The organism is Halorubrum amylolyticum (assembly GCF_004114995.1).
GTDB lineage: Archaea > Halobacteriota > Halobacteria > Halobacteriales > Haloferacaceae > Halorubrum > Halorubrum amylolyticum.
The window spans coordinates 1-17,480 of the sequence record NZ_SDJP01000046.1 but is presented as its reverse complement, the minus strand read 5'-3'; the positions used below and the strand labels follow the sequence as shown (position 1 = coordinate 17,480).

The following is a 17,480-nucleotide window of genomic DNA, read 5'->3' as shown; positions in this document are numbered from 1 at the left end:
ACAGGAACTCGTCGAACACGTCGTCGTCCGCGCTGGGTGCACTACTAGACATGCATGCTAGTGAATGCCACGCGAGTATAAATATCTTGTTCCCCCGCTATCGATCTGCGAAACCGGCCGGCGATCGGGGGTCGTCGCGGGGCCGTGCGACCGGAGCCGAGGCGTCCGCGTTCGCGTCCCCGCCACCCGCCGTCGCCGGCGGTGCCGACGCCCCTTTGACGCCCCGGCGTGTGGGGACCGCCATGCCGACCGTCAGCGACACCTACATCGAGAACCGTCAGCGGGTCCAGCCGACCCACACCAACAACTACGAGTCGGCCCACGGGGGCAACGTCGTGAAGTGGATGGACGAGGTGGGCGCGATGTCCGCGATGCGTCACGCCGGGGAGACGTGCGTCACCGCCAAGATCAACGAGCTCGACTTCAAGCGGCCGATCCCGCAGGGCGACACCTGCGTCATCGAGTCGTACGCCTACGCCGCCGGCCGGACGAGCGTCCGAGTCCGGCTTCGGGCGTTCCGCGAGGCGCCCCGCACCGGCGAGCGCGAGGTCACCACGGAGTCGTACTTCGTCTTCGTCGCGGTCGACGCCGACGGGACCCCCACGCCGGTCCCCGAGCTGACGGTCGCCGGCGACCGCTGCCGCGAGCTCCGCGACGCCGCGCTCGCGGCCGAGCCGGACGAGGACCGGTGAATCGCCTCGGGTCACCCCCGAGCTTCCCGTTTCTACGGTGTGACTTGCAGAAACAGACTCAAACTGAGTCGTGTCCGTAGCGGTCACAGTCTCCATGGGCGTATCTTCGGGCCATCCCAGCCCTAACTCAGAAAAACCTCTCTGCAAGACGTTCATCGCCGCGTTCGCATTCTTGTCTGTCTCGAACCCACAACTCGGGCAGGAGTGTTCCCTGACCCAGATGGATTTGTCTGTCTCCGCACCACACGACGCGCATTCTTTTGTGGTGCCTCGGCCTTCGACTTATACGACGTGAGTGCCGTACAACACTGCTTTGTATTCGAGCAGTGTGATGAACTGTCGCCACGACGCATCCTGCTTGTTGCGGGCGTTGTGAGACTGCTCTAACATTCCCTTCACGTTCAACTCCTCCACGAACACAGCGCCGTACTCGCGGACGAGCCACGTCGTTATCTTGTGCTGGTAGTCCAGTACCTTCCGCTTGATGTGACGCTTCCCTTGGCCACTTCCCGGCGTTGTTTCTCGTAGTTGTTTGACCCCTTCTCTTTCCGTGAGAGTTTGCCTTGCTCACGCTGAAGACGCTCGTACTTGTCTTCAAGGTCGAGCCAATCAGCGATCTTCCCATCTCTGGTGTGGGTATAGTTGAGGATGCCGAGGTCGATGCCGACGCTGTTGCTCGCGTCCAAGGAGTTCACGTCGGGTTTCTCGGGTAGGTTGGCGTCATCGGTTTCCAATCTAAAGGAGACGAACCACTCGCCGGTCGTCTCCTTCTTGAACGTGACTTCTTTAATCGTGGCGCAGTCGGGAATCGGCCGGTGGTAGCGGATTTTCACCCAGCCGATTTTACGGATTCGACCGGAATTCGTAGGCGCCCGCGACATCCCTGTGTCCCGTCACCGCGCAGTATCTCGGTTCTGCCGGGATCACTCCGGACGCCCCTGGCATCAGACCGGCCTTTCGACATCATTCACCCGACGCACCCGGTAGAACCGCGCCCACCGCGTCAGCACGCGCCAACACACCGCGGCGACGGCGGCCCCGACCGCGTTCACGAGCAGGTCCCCGAAATCCGCGGTCCGCGCGTCAAGCGTCGATTGGAGCAGTTCGATGCTCGCACCGTAGCCGACCGCAACGAGAAACACCACGACGACCACTAAGCGGTCGCGCCACGGGCGGTCCTGAAGCGCGTACGCGAGCGTCACCGCGAGGCCGGCGTACGCCAGCCCGTGAAGCCACGTGCTGTACGGGAAGACGCTGAGCGGCCCCGTTTGGATCGCGCCACTCCCCGGCGGCGTAAACACCGAAAAGTAGAGGATCGTCGCCGCGACCGCGACGACGCCCGCCAGTCGGAGAGCGCGCGGGATGAGCGGCAGGCGCAGCCGATCCATTGTGTCCGAGTGCTCCCACAGGATCGACAAAAGCCTGCGGGTTCGCACCACCAGCTCGGCTCGGCGAACGAATACGCACTTTACCTGTGCGCCGGTCGTCGGTGATAATGCCGCGCTTGAAGGAACCTCCATGGAGCTGATCGACGACGAGGGACGGCTGTTCGGCCGCGTCAACGTCATCGACGCGCTCGTCGTGTTGCTGATCGCCGCCGTCGTCGTTGCGGGTGCCGCGTTCGTCTTAACGGATGATCCAGCGCCGGCACCGGAGATGAACACGACCTACGCGACGCTCGACATCGGCACTGTCTCGCCGTACGTCGTCGACGCGATCGAAGAGGGAGACGCCTACGACCCCGACGGCGCGTCGACGCTCCGGATAACGGACGTTCACCTCACGCCACAGGGCGACGACACGCGCGTCGTCCTCCGGTGGCGCTTGAGGGCGAACTCAACGACCAGGGGAGCCTCACGTACGCAGGTCCTCCGCCACGGCTTGGGCGGACGCTCGACATCACGACCGACCGTTACCAGATCAGCGGCCAGATCCGAGACGTGGGCGACGGCGACGCGCTCGCGACCGAGCAACAGCGCGTGCTGCTCTCCAGTCAGGTCGATGCGGCGACCGCGAGTGACGTGACGCCCGGCGACGAAATCCGGCTGAGTGGCTGAACCGTGGCTCGCGTCGAGAACGTGACCACGTACACGACCGAGCAGCCCACCCAACGACAGCTCATGGTCGAGGCGACGCTCATCGCCCACTGCCAGCAGGACCGGCTCCGCTTCGGCGGCACGCCGGTCAGGCGCGGCCAGACCGTGACGCTGCCCGTCAGCGAGCACACGCTCGACGCGCGGATCGAGCAGGTCGGCGGCGACATCGACATGGGCGAAACGACGACCCGGACGGTGACGCTGCGGATGGAGGCGGTCCGCGAGGACTTCGCGGACGCCATCCGGCCGGGTATGGTCGAGTGCGCCGGCGACACCACCGTCGCGCGCGTCACCGACGTGGAGACGGAGCCGTCGCTCATCATCGCCACCGGCGAGAACGGCAGCGTCAACGTGGTCGATAACCCGGTCAACCGCGACGTGACGATCACCGCGGAGCTCCAGCTGCGGGAGACGGCGAGCGGCCTCGCGTTCAAGGGCGACCAGATTCGCCAGGGGGCGACCGTTGCACTCGATCTCGGCACCGTCACCGTGGAGGCGACGGTCGTCTCCGTGGGGAGGTGAGGCGTCAGGCGGCGACGCTGTCCACTGCCATCCCACACGAACCGTAAGATCTTGTGAGTGTCGCCGGGAACTCCCAGACACAACACACATGAAGCCGGACACGAAGGTCCAAACAGATGGGTAACGAGAGGGGGACGGGCACTCAGACCGAGAGCGTGCTCCGGCAAGCGGCTCACCGGTCGCGTTTAGGTCAGCTGTGGCGTCAAGCGGCTACAGCCATGCGTAGTTCCTACCTGTACCGCTGGCTCACCGCGGAGCCGGTCCCGGAGGTGATAGAGATTACGAGCGCATACCCCTGTCTTCAGGCGGAGGAGGAGGACAATATACAGAGTGTCGGATTCATCCCGCGCCTAAAGGCCTGTCTCTTACCCACAAATCGAGTCACTGCCGAGAGAGATAAAATCCGATCGAAGCCCGATATCTACAGACTTAACACTTCTATGGGACGATTTTGTTAATCTCGTTTACCGTATTCAGCAACCCCACCCTGCCGATATCACCGGCCGACTCACTCTTCACCTCGATCTTCCGAGAATAGATTGGGTTCGACAGCGTCTGAAACGTCTGTTTGGGACTCAGTGAACTTATGGGTAAGAGACAGGCCCAAAGGCGCGGGTATTCTCCTTGCTCTGTATAAATCGACAATCCCCCGCGCAGTCATCGGATTCAACACCTATGAAAGCCTGCTAGCGCAACAAACCACGTCTGCGATACTATATTTTTCGCCGGGATCGATGCCGAGCTTGGTCACGAGAGGAAATTACAAGCAGGCACGGTGACAGCTCAGGAACCGGCCGGCAGGCGGTCAGAACGTGAATGCCGTAGCTATGGCTCACGACCGCTACGACCGGCCGATGAGGGCCGCCGGCTCGGCGGCCTTCAGTAACTCACCTCTTGTGGATCAGATTCCTCCATGCGGTCGAGCATCTGGAAGATCGATACGAGCTACTGCTGCGCTGATGGGTGGTGTGTGCGTAAATGGAGCAACACCTATTCGGGCTCGCCGCCCGGATGCCGCCAGCATCCGGCCGGCCTCCCATGATGGTGCTTCCTTGGCACGTAGGCCAATCAGAGCCACGCGTTCGAAGACGCTGTTGAATCATCGGCCTTTGACCACCCCAGTACCTCTTTACGCACGCTGGGGACTTAGCAGGCTTTCATCCCATCAGAGCAGATGAGAACGAATCCACGTTTGAGGGCCAAATCAGATATCCTGACGCTTGGAATATGTCCGCCTGAAGGAGAGTGACAGTTAATTCTCGCCAGGTCCCATCTGATAGAAACAGTTTTGATGAGCCTAGGGTTTAATCTGTCCCGGATTAATAAGGTCCTATGGTTCAACCACGCTCACGGCGGCAGTTCCTCGCTGCTACCGTTCCACTCACCCTCGCCGGATGCCTTGTCGAGGGAGGAACAGATACCCCCAACAACGGTGTGGAGGCGACCAGTAGTGAGCAGCCGACAGGACGGAAACAGAGAGCTAAATCAGATACGGATGAGGTTAGGGCCCAGTCGAGTGGTTCAGAAAAGACCACAAACGCATCTACCGACGACAGAGACAGATATCCTAAACCAACAGGAATCACCATCGAAGAAACCGATATTGTACGGATTGTCGAATCAATACACCTGTCGCAGATTATAGCCGATGTAGTTGTCGGAAATCCCGGTGAGAATACGTATGGAACACTTGAACTCCGTATTGATGCCTACTATGAACCCCCAACAGATGATCGAACATATCACCCGCCCCGGGTTGATGAACGAATCGCGGTCGGGAGGACCTATGTTGACCAAACCTTCGAATCATTCGGATCTGGGATACGTACTTTTGAAGATGCGATGATACAGTACGATGATGACGAGACAAACAACTCGGTCAATACAGCCAATTTCGATCTTGAGGTGGCGGTACGGCGTGCGGAACCGTTGTAGGTAAGAGACAGGCCTAAAGACGGAGGTATGAACTTATTACTGTATCAGTCACCGGAAGAGATCGATTCATCTGCGAACAATCCTGTGACGACCGTGTCAATCAGTACCTCTTCAACCTCATCGTAGGTCTCGTTCAGGACGACAGGTGTGTCCCGGGCTTGCGTGACGAACAGCAGCGACCGCAGGAGTCCTCGTACGATGTCCGGATCGTCTATCCGGACATCATCGCGCGCAACCCATGCCTCCGGCTGCGGTAATACCCGGAATTTTGCCTCGACACCTGTGTCGGGTTTGCTGTCACTATCGCTACCACTAGTGGTGGCGGTGTCATTACCGTCGCTTGTGCCGGTAGCGTCATGGTAGTTCGTCCCATTCAACTGTTCGTCGATCCGTCGGATCTCGCCTTCGACGAACAGTCGCCGGATAAGAGGGTTCGATCGGACTTGCTCAAGCGTCGTCCGTAGGATCATCTCAGCTTCCGCCTGTGGCGTCTCCATCTCATCGACTGCTGCTTCAAGATGTTCAAACAACTGATCGCGCTCAGAGACCAACACAACAAGATACAGCTCTTCTTTTGAGTCAAAAAACTGATAGAACGTGCTCGTACCGATCCCTACCTCCTCTGTGATATCGCTTACACGCGTGCGATCGAACCCAAACTGCGCGAACAGCTTGTGGCCTGCCTCGATCAACTCCTTGCGGATACGCTCGCGATCTTCATCGGTAAACTGGGTCATTGTTGTTTCCTCGTCTCAGCCGCGACAGCTTCGTTTTTTGGTTCCATATCTGGCTGTAAGATCCCGAGAAGAAAATGTTTATTGGTTCTCAGATGAAGTGGTGAGTGTGCAACGAGCTTGTTACCTCCCGCCGAATAGTTCTACTCCGGAATTCCTCCACTCCCGGAGTACAAACACCACGGCTACTGAGGTGCGGTAGCGCATGCGGACTCGCCCCCTATCCGTCGTGCTTGTGAGTGTGCTTCTAATCACTAGTGGTGTCGGTATCGGTGCTGTCGGCGCCGAGTTGGTTGAGTCAGATTCTGTAACGAGTACGACCGGAAGCGCCTCAATATCGAGTGGGTCAGTACCCGCACAAACCTCAAACGTCGGTGGCTCACCCGACCTTGATGTCTTCGTCTCGAACCCGAACCTTGTTCCCGGCCAGACGAATGAAGTTGAGTTGACGGTTGCTAACGACGGGAACCTCCGATTTGGAGACGCCTCAGCCGCCGATACGGTCACCACCGCACGGAATGTCCGTGTAGACGCGGAGGCGAGCGGGCCACTCTCCGTCGAGTCTGGCGAGACTGCGATCGGCGGCGTGACGACAACTGGGCCGAGCTCGGCCCCGGTAAGCATCAACGTGCCCGACAATGTCGATCCGGGCACCTACACGCTCGATCTCGACCTCACCTACTCGTACTACTCCTCGGGTGAGGACCGCACCGTAACGGTCTCTCGACAGGTCGACCTCCGCGTCCGCGACGACGCTCGTTTCCAAGTTGTTGATGTCGAAAGCGACACGCAAGTCGGTGACTCTGGCACTGTCGAGGCGACAATCGAGAATGTTGGTTCCGAGACGGCCCACGCCGCCGACGTGACTTTTAGTAGTCAGAGCAACAGCGTCACCGTGAGCGGCGGCCAGTCCGACACGATCCGCGTGGCGGAGCTCGACCCCGGTGAGACAACGACTGTCGCCTACGATGTCGGCATCGCGTCGGATCTTCCGGTTCAACAGTACACCCTTTCCGGCTCTGTCGCGTTCAAGGACCCTGACGGCATTGCTCGTACCGACGAGGGGCTCTCGCTCGGCGTTCTTCCGCTTGCCGAACAGGAGTTCACACTTACTGACGTAGAGTCACAACTCCGCGTCGCCGAAGACGGTGACCTAGTTGGTACCGTACGCAACGACGGCCCCGTTCCGGCTCGCAGTGTCGTGGTGCAGTACGCTGGCGACGATCAAAGCGTGATCCCGGCAGAGCGATCGACCGCTGTAGGGACGCTTAATTCAGGCGAATCTGCGAACTTTACATTGCCGATCGCGATCAGTGGCGAGGCCGAGGCCGGCCTGCGCTCGCTCGATATGGCAGTTCAGTACCGAAACGACGAAGGTGAGTCGCGGGCCTTCGAGGACCTAGTTGTCGACGCTGAAGTTGCCCCCGAGCGCGACCGCTTCGACGTTGCGGTCGAGAACCGCACCATTCAGTCAGGCGGGACCCGCACTGTCGATGTCACAGTAACGAATAACCTCAATGAGACTGCGAGCGACGTGGAGGCACGGCTGTTCGCCGACGACCCGCTCGATACTGGTGATACCGACACGGGATACGTCCAGTCGCTCGATCCCGGCGAGACCGCGACCATGACCCTCGAACTGACCACGACGGGCTCCGCGACGCCGGGCAGCACGTACCCGATCTCGCTCGACTTCCGATACGACGACGTGGACGGCGACAGCCAACTGACCGACACCTACCGGGTCCCGATAGACGTGACCGAGAGTGAGGGCGGCGGACTGCCGCTGCCGGTCATCATCGTCGCGCTCCTCGTCGTCGGGACGGGGGCGCTTGTCGTCTACCGGAGGCGGCAGTAACCGATGTCGCTCGGCGAGCGGATCGAGGCGTGGACGCGGCGACTTAACGACGCCATCGTCGACAGCCCGCGCCGAGTCATCATCGTATTCCTCGTTTTCACGCTGGTGTTCACCGGTGGGATGGGTCTCGTTAGCACGGATACCGAAGCGACGGACTCGTTCACTGAAGGTCTCGAGGAACAGGAGGCACTCGACGCGGTCAACGAGGAGTTCGAGGACCCATTCGAGCCCGATAGCGAGTCCACACAGCTCATCCACTCGGGAAGTAACGTCTTGACGAAGGAGGCACTACTCAGAGATCTCCGGGTCTTGGAGGAGGTCGAGTCGCGAGACGACCTCCGGGTGGCCTCGACGAACGGACCGGCCACGGTGGTCGCACAGGCGATCGATCCGTCGGCGACCACCGCGGCCGAACAGCGGCGCGTCTTGGAGTCGACGAGCGCGACCCGCGTCCGGCAGGTCGTTCGTGACCTCTCCGAGAATCCACAGTTTACAGGGACGCTCGCCACTGACTTCAACCCGACGAGCGCAAGCGCGAGCGCGTCCATTACGGTCGTCTCACACGATGTGCCGGCCGGGTTCTCTAGTGGCGATCTCCAAGATGTCCAGACAACGATCCGATCTCTAGCGGCTGATCAGCCGGGGGACATCACGGCGTTCGGTAGCGGCGTGACGAACGCCGAGACGGCTAACGTCATCGGCGACTCGCTCACCATCGTGATGCCCGTCGTCGTGCTGTTGCTGCTGTTGTTCCTGGTCGTCGCCTACCGCGATCCGATCGACCTCGCGCTCGGGCTGCTGTCGCTTCTGATGACCGTCATCTGGACGTTCGGGTTCCTCGGGTTCTCCGGGATCCCCTTCAACCAGCAGATGATCACCGTTCCTGTCCTGTTGCTTGCAGTCGGGGTCGACTTCGGGATCCACATCATCAACCGCTACCGCGAGGAGACCGCCGAGGGATACGAGGCCACCGAGGCGATGCGGGAGGCGAACAACCAGCTGATGATCGCGTTCATCATCGTCACCGTGACCACCGTGTTCGGGTTCGGCGCGAACGTGATATCGGACCTCACGCCGATCCGGAACATGGGGATCGCCTCGGCGATCGGGATCGTGTTCACGTTCCTGATCTTCGGGCTGTTCCTCCCGGCGGCGAAGCTGGTCGTCGACAGGCTGCGAGAGCAGTACGGGGTCCCCGAGTTCAACTCGGCTCCGATCTCCTCTGAGGACTCGACGCTCGGGAAGTTCCTGACCTTCCCGGCGCAGGTCAGCCAGTACGCGCCGATCGCGTTCGTGGTCGTGTTGCTCGTCACGGGCGGGATGGCCGCGGCGTACGGCAGCGGCGTCGACACCTCCTTCGAGACTGAGGACTTCCTCCCGCCCGAGGAGCAGCCGGACTACGTGACCAGCCTCCCCGAGCCGTTCGCGCCAAGCGAGTACACCGTCACCGAGACGCTGAACCTCCTCGAAGACCGCTTCTCGACCAATCAAGACCAAACGGTGAAGTTGTACGTCGAGGGGAACTTCGAGGAGGGCCACGCGCTGGAGGCCCTCGCGGACCCGAACGACGATGCATCAGGCTCACTCGCAGTCGGTGACGGCGGGAGCGCCCAGCCGACCAGCATCGTGACTGTGATTCAATCGCATGCCGACCAGAATCCAGAGTTCGCCAAACTGGTCGCCCGCAACGATGTCGATGGGAATGGAATCCCCGACCAAAATCTCGACCGTATCTATGATGTGCTATTCGCCTCGTCGTCCGGCGATCGGGCCGAGCAGTACCTCACGCAGGATCGACGGAGTGCGCAGGTCGACTACGCGATCGACTCCGGAGCCTCGCAGGCCGAAGCCGCGGCCGATACTCGAGAGTTCGCTGAAGAGTTCCGGTACGAGACCACCGCTACCGGCCAGATCGTCGTCTTCGACGCGGTGACGGACATCATCTTCAACTCCGCGATCCAAGGGCTGATCATCGCGATGGGGCTGACGGGGCTGTTCCTCGTCATTGCGTACGCCGTCTTGGAGGGCAAGCCGCTTCTCGGGATCGTGAACCTCTTTCCGATCCTGATCGCGATCGCGTTCCTGCTCGGAACAATGCGGTACCTCGAGATGTCGCTGAACGCGCTGACTGGGACGATCCTCTCCATCTCGATCGGACTCGGGATCGCCTACTCGGTACACGCGACGCACCGCTTCATCGACGAATTCAACGCGGGCGCGGACGCCTACGAATCGATGATCATCACGCTCTCAGGCACGGGCGGCGCCCTGCTCGGGAGCATGCTCACCACCTCGCTCGGGACGGGTGCGCTCGCGCTCGCCATCACCCCCGTTCTCGGGGACTTCGGCCTCTTGATGGCACTGAGCGTGGTGTACTCCTTCGCGTTCACCGTGATCGCGCTCCCTCCGGCAGTGTTGCTATGGGAGCGGTATCACGGCGTACGGAGAAAGATTAATCTGCCAGTCCCAGGCTGATATCCCTTCACAGCTAGAGCCGTGAGTTCCCGATCGGAGACCGGGAACTCCACGGCAGGACGTTCCCTACTCGCAGCTAACTGAGGCTCTTCACGCTGGGCTGTTTAGGGTCAGGCATTCTCCTTATAGAGACTGGTAGGCGAATACACCGCCTTGAGGCGGGTGATGCAGCCGACATGGCGGGCAGCAACCCACCATCTGAATGTCTATTCCGAATTTCTCAGACCGACGGTTAACTGACAGGCCACCCTCCATGAAAGTAGGAATCGGTCGGAACGGAACCGATTCCGAACCGTCCTTCGGAGGTCGTTCGAGAGAGCTTTGCTCTCTCGTGATGACGAAGATCTCCGAGTTCCGGATCACGGCCTGTCCGTCCGCGTAACGAGGCAGTATCCGAAAGAGTAGTCGGTGAACGCCACATCATCGACGGGCATGTCTGTGACGACTGTGCAAAGCACGCGACACAATTTTCCCGACTCCGCTGATGCCTGCCAGCGTCCTCGTGGGAAAATTGACATCCTCCTCCGCCTGAAGGCGGAGGAATCCCGAGCGGTGGGAGTTTCAGGTTTGCAACCATGTTTGCTGCCACTTTGCGGGAATCCGTGTAACCCAGTCGTCGTAGTCAGTGGCTGTCTGGCGGTACCAAACCGCCGATACTCCTATCCTCAGTGTTGTTGACTCCCATCTGTTGTTTTTGCCAGCAGGGAGTCGCTAACACGTTGGCGGACTCAGAGTTATCGTGAGGCTTGCTCGACCAACGGGCACGAGACGAACGCTTCTAGCATTCGTGTCCACCGTGTTGGCGTTTCGGATATTGTCTCATTAATGGCGGATAGACCGCTTCCAAAGGTCGTTCGGAATCGCTCCGTTCCGACCTGACCTTACCTCTATGTACGGTGTACTAGTGATTAAAAGTACGGATTGGAAACTCCGAACTGTCGTCAAACGTAGCCTGTTGAACGTACTGTCGGATTCATCCTGCGCCTAAAGGCGCAGGTATTCTCCTTGATTTTCTATAAAACCGAGTGACAGTTCGTTGGAGAGCCTTCGAATTAACGTCCGAGAAGACAGGAAACTCAGTTTTCCAGTCGGGGAGTCGGGAGTGGTGTTTGTACGCGGAACCGATGTCGTCGGCGTCTGTGTTTTCCTACTCGTACAGGGTGTAGTTGTACGCTTGGCGATGAACGTCGATGTGGTAGTCCAGTTGTTCCGCTACCTCTTGTGTTGGGTAGGCGTGGTAGCGGTGACTGTACTCCATCGCTGTCTTGTGATTCGAGATGTGTCGATTTAATGGTTTATACTGATGTGCGGCGATTCATCCCCTCCCTACTCGCTCGCGATACTCGCTCGTGGAGGAAGGGGCATTCTCGCCTCAATTTTGGTAAAATGTCTACGATTTCGAGGGTTGCTCGCTGTTTGGGGTAGTGTCTTCGGTATTTTCTGCACGCTTGAGAAACACCAATACTCCGCCGAGGAGTGTGAGATTCTGGAAGAAAGATGTGATTTCCTCATTTCGTTCGTCCTCGTCGACAGCCCAGAAGTTGTGCATGAGTGGAGTAACTCCAATTAAGAATGCAGCGACACCACTAGCGGAGAACTTCGGTGCTTTCCACGCGGTAATTCCAAGACTGCCGCCGAGTAGGAGCCCGCTGGACACTGGTACGAGTGTGTCAGCACTCGGAACACCTTTCGCATCAGCGTATGCAATCCGCCCGTCAAGATTTCTGAGATTCTGCACAGCGAGTACTGCAAGACCGCCCCCAAACAGCAGTCGCCCAAGAAGTGATGGTTTATCTGTGTTGTCAGTTTCAGTCTCAGACATCAATATTCAAAAAACGGGCTAGCTGCTTAACCTCCGTGATTATAGCAGGGTATAGAAAATTCATATATTTTTTATTCTTAATTCCGGTAAGACGGTAACGGCGCTGTCACTCTTCCCGACTTCGCTACTCGGCCTCCGGCCTGCGTTACTCTTTGAAACAAAGGATTACTGCCAGTAGTCTATCAATTATATTCAGCCGGCCCGCCGATCACAGTATCATTGCGCTGTACAGTTACTGCGATATCGAAGTCAGAGGCCGGATTCTGGAGGTCGAATGCACAGGAGATCGTGCTATCAGAGCTAACTGTTGCTACGCAGTTGAGAGTCTGACTGATGCCGCCACCTGGCTTGTCAGCCTTGACACGGACGATAACTGAGCTCCCTGGTGCAAGGTTGGTATCGGCAGTCACGGATAGGTGTGAATCGTCGCCGACAGATCGATTCGTGAACTCAACTGACGGCTCAACGACCGCAAACGATTCTCGGAGTGTGACTCTAGGAACGGGCTCGGGAGCAGCTTCACCAACCGCAAGCGTCATATCGTAGTCTCCCGTGGCAAATGCACCTGTGTCGGCAGTCGCAACAAGCCCACCGGCGTCAGGATCGTATGTCGTTTCAACCCCCGCGAGCGGTGCAGTCGGCATGTCGCCGTCGGCCGTGGTCAAACGGAGATCGACGCCGTGCCCAAGTGTCCCTTGTCCGGCCGGCCCATACAGCACGGTTCCCCGCTCGTGGTGGGTCATCTGGTCAGCGTGAAGTGTGACTGAGACATCTTCAGTCCCCGTAGTGTCTGGATTTTGCATTGCAAACGCTAGTAGAAGCGTCTGGTTCTCGGGGACAGCAATCGATCGGTCGAAAGTGAGTGTGACGCGACCGTCGGTGCTCGTCCGGATATTCTGAATTGCAAATCCGATAGAGCGGTCGACGTAGCCATCGCCTGTTTCGTCAACGCCGATCGTCTTGATGTCGCTCTGAGAGAGCTGGTGGACAGTCGCGGGGGGCGTGCTATCGTCGACGCCATAGTCGATTGTTAGCGACCGCATCGACGCGGAGTCAGGAGGCGTCATCTGCATCGAATGTGTCGTTTGCGCGTTGGGAGCGCTGTCCGTAGGGTAGACGAGGTTACGCGCCGGCGCGGGCGATTCAAGGACCCCGCCGAGGCCACTAACAGCGAACCGGGTTCGAACGTGGTCGCCGCGGGCGGCTTCCTCCACATCTGTTTCCAGGTCCGCCTCAACCCTAGTCTGGTTGCCGGAGGGCGGTGTCGCGTCCGGACCGACGACACTGGTGTCGCTGTCGCCGGCGTCGGGCACATCCACGGTAAGCACAGATGCGACACTCGTCTCCGCGGTCGAGACGATCAGGTTGTAGCGTCCGGTGTCGAACACTGAGGCATCGGTAGCGCCCGACTCGTCAAGGAGCCGGACGGAGTCTGCGTCACCATCAGCAGTAAAGCGGTCAGCAGCGTCACCATCAGCTCCGCGGAAGGTGTTAACGTGGATGCGGACGGTACCGTCGTCGTCGCCGTCGCGCACGCGGAGTGTGGCTCGGTACCGCTGATCGGATGAGCGGATCTGGAGGGTGGCCTGATCAGTGTTGCGCAACTGGAGATCGACCGTCGCAACGTCGCCCTGTGCGACTGTGGTCTGGGAGTCGCCAAAGCCGACGGCAGGACCAGCCTGCGCCGCTGCGGGGGCAGCAAACGGCGCAGCAACTCCCGCAAGACCGACAAGGAAGACCGTTACGACGAGAATGAGACGTGTGTGCATGAACGTGATTCAGTCTACCGTCGTGGCGGGTAAATACTTTCTGTCCGGGATATCCATGATCGACAGTTTCGACGCCTCTATCGATGGATTAGCTGTCGTAGAGACAACATGCGAAAGCACAGAATACCGCCGTGACCGGTTCGATGATGTGAGATACCGTGTCGTGTCGATGAGATGATCGTCGATTACGGCGTATCGTCAGCGCAACGTAACCGTGGATCAACCGTGGACCGTCGCTAGTCGGTACGAACGCGTTTGAAAAATGAAACCGCAAACCGCGTGGCCGAACGGGCGTCCGTTCGGTTGTTAGCTGTCGTTAGTTGTTGCGGCGGGTCGCGAGGAGCGCAGCCGCGATGAGGGCGACGAGCGCGACGAGCGCACCGAAGCCGGGCGTGTCGTCTTCGGAGCCGTCGTCGGTGCCGTCGTCGGTACCGTTGTCGGTGCCGTCGTCGGTGCCGTCGTCGGTACCATCGTCAGTACCGTCGTCGGTGCCGTCGTCGGTGCCGTCGTCGGTGCCGTCGTCACCATCGTCGGTGCCGTCGTCACCGTCATCGGAGCCGTCGTCACCGTCTGCGGGCTCTTCGCGTTCTTCGACGATTTCGACCTCAACGCGGTCCGTACTGTCACCGTCATCTGCCTCAAGGGTGTACGTTCCGGTCTCGACATCAGACGTGTCGAACGTGGCCGAGAACTGCCCGTCGCTGCCCCACTCGTCGGTCGAGGTGGACGCAACAGAGCTATCCTCGTCGTCGAGGAGTTCAAGCGTGATAGCCGCGTTATCAGAGTCGCGGTTGGTGTCACCTTCAACGACAGCCGTCTCGCCGGCTGCGACAGGGTTTACACCGCTCGACTCAGCCTCTTCGGGGTAGACATTCCGAATCGAGAGTGTCGCGTCGTTGATCCGGAAGTTCTCCGAGACAATCAGGTCGTCACTGCCGTCCGCTTCCACCGTGTTTGCAATGATGCGGCTGCGGACCTGGTCGCCACTGCCGGATACATCGTCGCGGATGTAGGAGCGCAGATCAGTGAGGCTATCTCCACCGTCTTGGTTGGGGAGGCCATCGCCGTCACCAACCTGGTTGTCGCGGCTCTGTGAGATGACGTGACCAGACACAGCTCCCTGCGAGAGGTCGCTAATATCGATGTCATCCTCGTCGAACGTGTCGTCACTGTCGACGCTGACCGTCTCTGCAACGGTAGATCCGCGGCGGTCAACGAACGCCACGACGACTTGGTCCTGTCCGGCCGCGGTGCCTTCCACGTCAATCTCACCGTCTTCGGTAGCGATCTGACCGTTAACCGTACCGAAGGACGCTGTCAGGTCTCCCGTCTCAACAGTAAGCGTCGCGCGACTGCTCGACGCACTGCTGAAGTCGGAGTTTTCGATCTCACCGTCGTCATTGACGATATCGTCAACGTCGGAAGAGTCAATGACGCCGATGTCGTACCGGCCCTCGAACGCGAGGATGTTGTTTCCGTCCAGCAGGTCCTGGTTGGAAATCACAACATCAGTCTCTTCGAACGTGTCGTCCGAGTCAACGGAGATCTCGTTACTGGGGTTTTCACTATCGTCAGGAGAGTTCTCTTCTCCGTCGATTGAGAGCGGCTCCCAGTTACTGTTATCACGGACGTAGAGCTGAACATTGTCAGCACTGTCAGCCGTACCGTTCACGTCAACTTCAGATCCGACAGTGTACGTTCCGGTCGGACTCTGGAGACCGACTTCACCTTCCTCAACGTCGAAGTCGGTGGAGTCCTCATCATCTTCCCAGTCATTCTCTGCGGGGAAGTAGAACGTGCCATCCATGTCTCCCTCATCGGCCCCATAAAGGGTGAGGTCAACGGATGTGTCGTCAAGTGTCGAGGTGCGGAGCGAGCCGGAAGCCTGCGTGCCGTCAATTTCGACAACTGCGTACGCATACTCTACATTATCGAAGTTGACCTCATCGGGACTATTACCGAGGCTGCCGCCGCTTTCATTAGCGAAGCCGACAGTTTCGGTGTCTTCGACATTGCGGAAGACGTTGTCGCTGAGTTCGTCACTACGGAAGTCGTCCGCGTCAACGGTGACTAAGTGGTAGTCACCGTTCGTACCGCCACTCACAGTGAACTGCTGGTTCGTTCCCTGAGTGATGGGATCGTCAGCAACCTCGATACCGAGCGTGTCGTCGTTGGTCAGCTCGAAGGTGTACTCCTCAACAACGCTGTCAAAGTCAAGGTCGTCCTCACCTTCGAAGGTGACGGTGTATTCACCAGCATCCTCGCCGGACATGTCAAGCAGGATGAATCCACCATCCCCGGTAAGGGCGTCTGCATCCCCATCGAGAACTTCGCTGGTAATGTCAGCACCGTTCGGATCTTCAACCGTGATCTCAACCTGCTCGGCATCCTCGAAGTTATAATCCGTCTGGACGCCGAACTCCCGATCGCCTTCATTGTTAGCTCGCGAGGTGGCAACCCGGCTGATATCGTCATCGTTCAGCTGAACCTCTGCGGTGGTGATCCGAGGTTCAACAACAGTTGTGGTGAAGCCACCGGTGCCCTCAGTCGGCCCGTTAGCGTCGTAGGCGCCAGTTTCTTCATCTTCAGGAATCGGCATTTGGAGGGGTGTTCCCTCACGGTTGCCGGAGGTTCCTTCGAGCTCATCAGCGGTGTACTCATCCCCGGTGGAGATGTCAACGAAGCTGATATTCTCCTCACCCTGGAAGACAGTCTGGCCGTCGAAAACGGTATTCACGGTGCTGTCGTCCGAGCGAGGTGCGACAGTCACTTCCGCGGTGGCGCTATCGAAGGTGTCTGTCATGTCGTCAGCTGTCTGTCCAACACTTGTGTTGGTAGTACTCCCGTCGGGGTCAACCAGGTGTGCAGTGTGCTCACCTGGGAACCCACCCGAGTCCGCAATATCGACGGAGACGGTTCCAGTGCCGTCCGACACTGCTTCCGTAGTCGACCCTGCAATAACAGTATCACCGCCATCTTCGTATGTGATTAGGGCAGTGACATCATTATTAGCGCCTTCTAGATTGTCGACGCCAACATCGACTGACTGGTCTGTACCCAGTGTTTGAACTTCAAACGTTACATCACCGGCATTGGCAGCCGCTGCGGGTGCAGCAGCAAAACCAACTGCCACCATGGAAAGGACCATGATGACACTGAAGAAGACCGCGTTGGCCTTCGAACGTGTCTTATTGTCGTTTGTCATTGTTTGCGTTGTTGTCTGCATCCGAGTACGCCAGTAGCTTTGTCCTCGACACTGCCGTCTCGTATCGCCATCGCGTTGTGAGACGGGTGAAGTGTGTCACGGATTACTCGCTTCTGCCGCGTTCGGGGATAGGGGCATCAAAACAATACGACGGTTCTTATAAATACTTTGTGTGTATTCCATGGTGTGTGAAACCGTCACAATCGGCGAGAGAGGCGGTGAAATCGGTGTTTTCAGATTGGGCGTCTGACGAGAGAATGACGTAGCGTCTCGTCACCATCCGTTGTAGTTTAGCGGCGCGTTGAGGCGGTGTTTGTGCGGATAGTTGACCAAGACGGTGTTGAGTCCAATCGCTGATGAAGTGTGATCGGA

At 58.9% G+C, this 17,480-nt stretch carries 9 protein-coding genes and 3 pseudogenes; 5 read left to right on the top strand and 7 right to left on the bottom strand.

Going from position 1 to position 17,480, the window contains the following annotated elements:
* Window positions 1-242: 242 nt before the first annotated feature.
* Window positions 243-692 carry an acyl-CoA thioesterase gene (locus ESO89_RS17420; protein ID WP_128906686.1) on the top strand — a complete coding sequence of 150 codons (450 nt, stop codon included), beginning with the start codon at window positions 243-245 and terminating at the stop codon, window positions 690-692.
* Window positions 693-713: 21 nt separating this feature from the next.
* On the opposite strand, the pseudogene ESO89_RS17415 reads toward ESO89_RS17420, so the two are convergent.
* Both ESO89_RS17415 and ESO89_RS17410 read right to left on the bottom strand, forming a co-directional pair.
* Window positions 714-1,546, bottom strand: a pseudogene (locus tag ESO89_RS17415) (RNA-guided endonuclease InsQ/TnpB family protein); the annotation flags it as partial.
* A gap of 90 nt (window positions 1,547-1,636) precedes the next feature.
* Window positions 1,637-2,080, bottom strand: a complete 444-nt coding sequence (locus ESO89_RS17410) for a VanZ family protein (RefSeq protein WP_128906685.1) — start codon at window positions 2,078-2,080, stop codon at window positions 1,637-1,639.
* A 130-nt stretch (window positions 2,081-2,210) separates the two neighbouring features.
* Between ESO89_RS17410 and ESO89_RS17405 the strand changes: the two are divergent.
* Both ESO89_RS17405 and ESO89_RS17395 read left to right on the top strand, forming a co-directional pair.
* Window positions 2,211-3,310 (top strand): annotated as a pseudogene (locus tag ESO89_RS17405) (DUF4330 domain-containing protein).
* A gap of 1,332 nt (window positions 3,311-4,642) precedes the next feature.
* Window positions 4,643-5,245, top strand: a complete 603-nt coding sequence (locus tag ESO89_RS17395) for a hypothetical protein (RefSeq protein ID WP_128906683.1) — start codon at window positions 4,643-4,645, stop codon at window positions 5,243-5,245.
* A gap of 44 nt (window positions 5,246-5,289) precedes the next feature.
* On the opposite strand, the gene ESO89_RS17390 is transcribed toward ESO89_RS17395, so the two are convergent.
* Window positions 5,290-5,982 (bottom strand): TetR/AcrR family transcriptional regulator, encoded by a 693-nt coding sequence (locus ESO89_RS17390; RefSeq protein WP_128906682.1) that lies wholly within the window; start codon window positions 5,980-5,982, stop codon window positions 5,290-5,292.
* 202 nt (window positions 5,983-6,184) lie between these two features.
* Here ESO89_RS17390 and ESO89_RS17385 point away from each other — a divergent pair, with 202 nt between their 5' ends.
* Together ESO89_RS17385 and ESO89_RS17380 are read left to right on the top strand one after the other, a co-directional pair.
* On the top strand, window positions 6,185-7,837 hold the full coding sequence (locus ESO89_RS17385; protein ID WP_241686289.1) for a COG1361 S-layer family protein: 1,653 nt from the start codon (window positions 6,185-6,187) through the stop codon (window positions 7,835-7,837).
* Window positions 7,838-7,840: 3 nt separating this feature from the next.
* Window positions 7,841-10,312, top strand: coding sequence for an efflux RND transporter permease subunit (locus tag ESO89_RS17380; protein WP_128906681.1), 2,472 nt, complete (start codon window positions 7,841-7,843; stop codon window positions 10,310-10,312).
* Between the two features lie 1,012 nt (window positions 10,313-11,324).
* Here the strand turns inward: ESO89_RS17380 and ESO89_RS19445 are convergent.
* The 4 genes and pseudogenes from ESO89_RS19445 to csg all read right to left on the bottom strand — a co-directional run.
* Window positions 11,325-11,570 (bottom strand): annotated as a pseudogene (locus ESO89_RS19445) (helix-turn-helix domain-containing protein); the annotation flags it as partial.
* 132 nt (window positions 11,571-11,702) lie between these two features.
* On the bottom strand, window positions 11,703-12,134 hold the full coding sequence (locus tag ESO89_RS17370) for a DoxX family membrane protein (protein ID WP_128906680.1): 432 nt from the start codon (window positions 12,132-12,134) through the stop codon (window positions 11,703-11,705).
* Between the two features lie 182 nt (window positions 12,135-12,316).
* Entirely contained in the window at window positions 12,317-13,903 is a 1,587-nt protein-coding gene (locus ESO89_RS17365; protein WP_241686287.1) for a DUF7827 domain-containing protein, read from the bottom strand.
* A 316-nt stretch (window positions 13,904-14,219) separates the two neighbouring features.
* Window positions 14,220-17,108 (bottom strand): HVO_2072 family ArtA-dependent S-layer glycoprotein, encoded by a 2,889-nt coding sequence (gene csg, locus ESO89_RS17360; protein WP_164932831.1) that lies wholly within the window; start codon window positions 17,106-17,108, stop codon window positions 14,220-14,222.
* Window positions 17,109-17,480: the final 372 nt, after the last annotated feature.

Coding starts and splice junctions, on each gene's coding strand:
- ESO89_RS17420 (WP_128906686.1), top strand. CDS start 243: ATGCCGACCGTCAGCGACACCTACATCGAGAACCGTCAGCGGGTCCAG.
- ESO89_RS17410 (WP_128906685.1), bottom strand. CDS start 2,080: ATGGATCGGCTGCGCCTGCCGCTCATCCCGCGCGCTCTCCGACTGGCG.
- ESO89_RS17395 (WP_128906683.1), top strand. CDS start 4,643: ATGGTTCAACCACGCTCACGGCGGCAGTTCCTCGCTGCTACCGTTCCA.
- ESO89_RS17390 (WP_128906682.1), bottom strand. CDS start 5,982: ATGACCCAGTTTACCGATGAAGATCGCGAGCGTATCCGCAAGGAGTTG.
- ESO89_RS17385 (WP_241686289.1), top strand. CDS start 6,185: ATGCGGACTCGCCCCCTATCCGTCGTGCTTGTGAGTGTGCTTCTAATC.
- ESO89_RS17380 (WP_128906681.1), top strand. CDS start 7,841: ATGTCGCTCGGCGAGCGGATCGAGGCGTGGACGCGGCGACTTAACGAC.
- ESO89_RS17370 (WP_128906680.1), bottom strand. CDS start 12,134: ATGTCTGAGACTGAAACTGACAACACAGATAAACCATCACTTCTTGGG.
- ESO89_RS17365 (WP_241686287.1), bottom strand. CDS start 13,903: ATGCACACACGTCTCATTCTCGTCGTAACGGTCTTCCTTGTCGGTCTT.
- csg (WP_164932831.1), bottom strand. CDS start 17,108: ATGACAAACGACAATAAGACACGTTCGAAGGCCAACGCGGTCTTCTTC.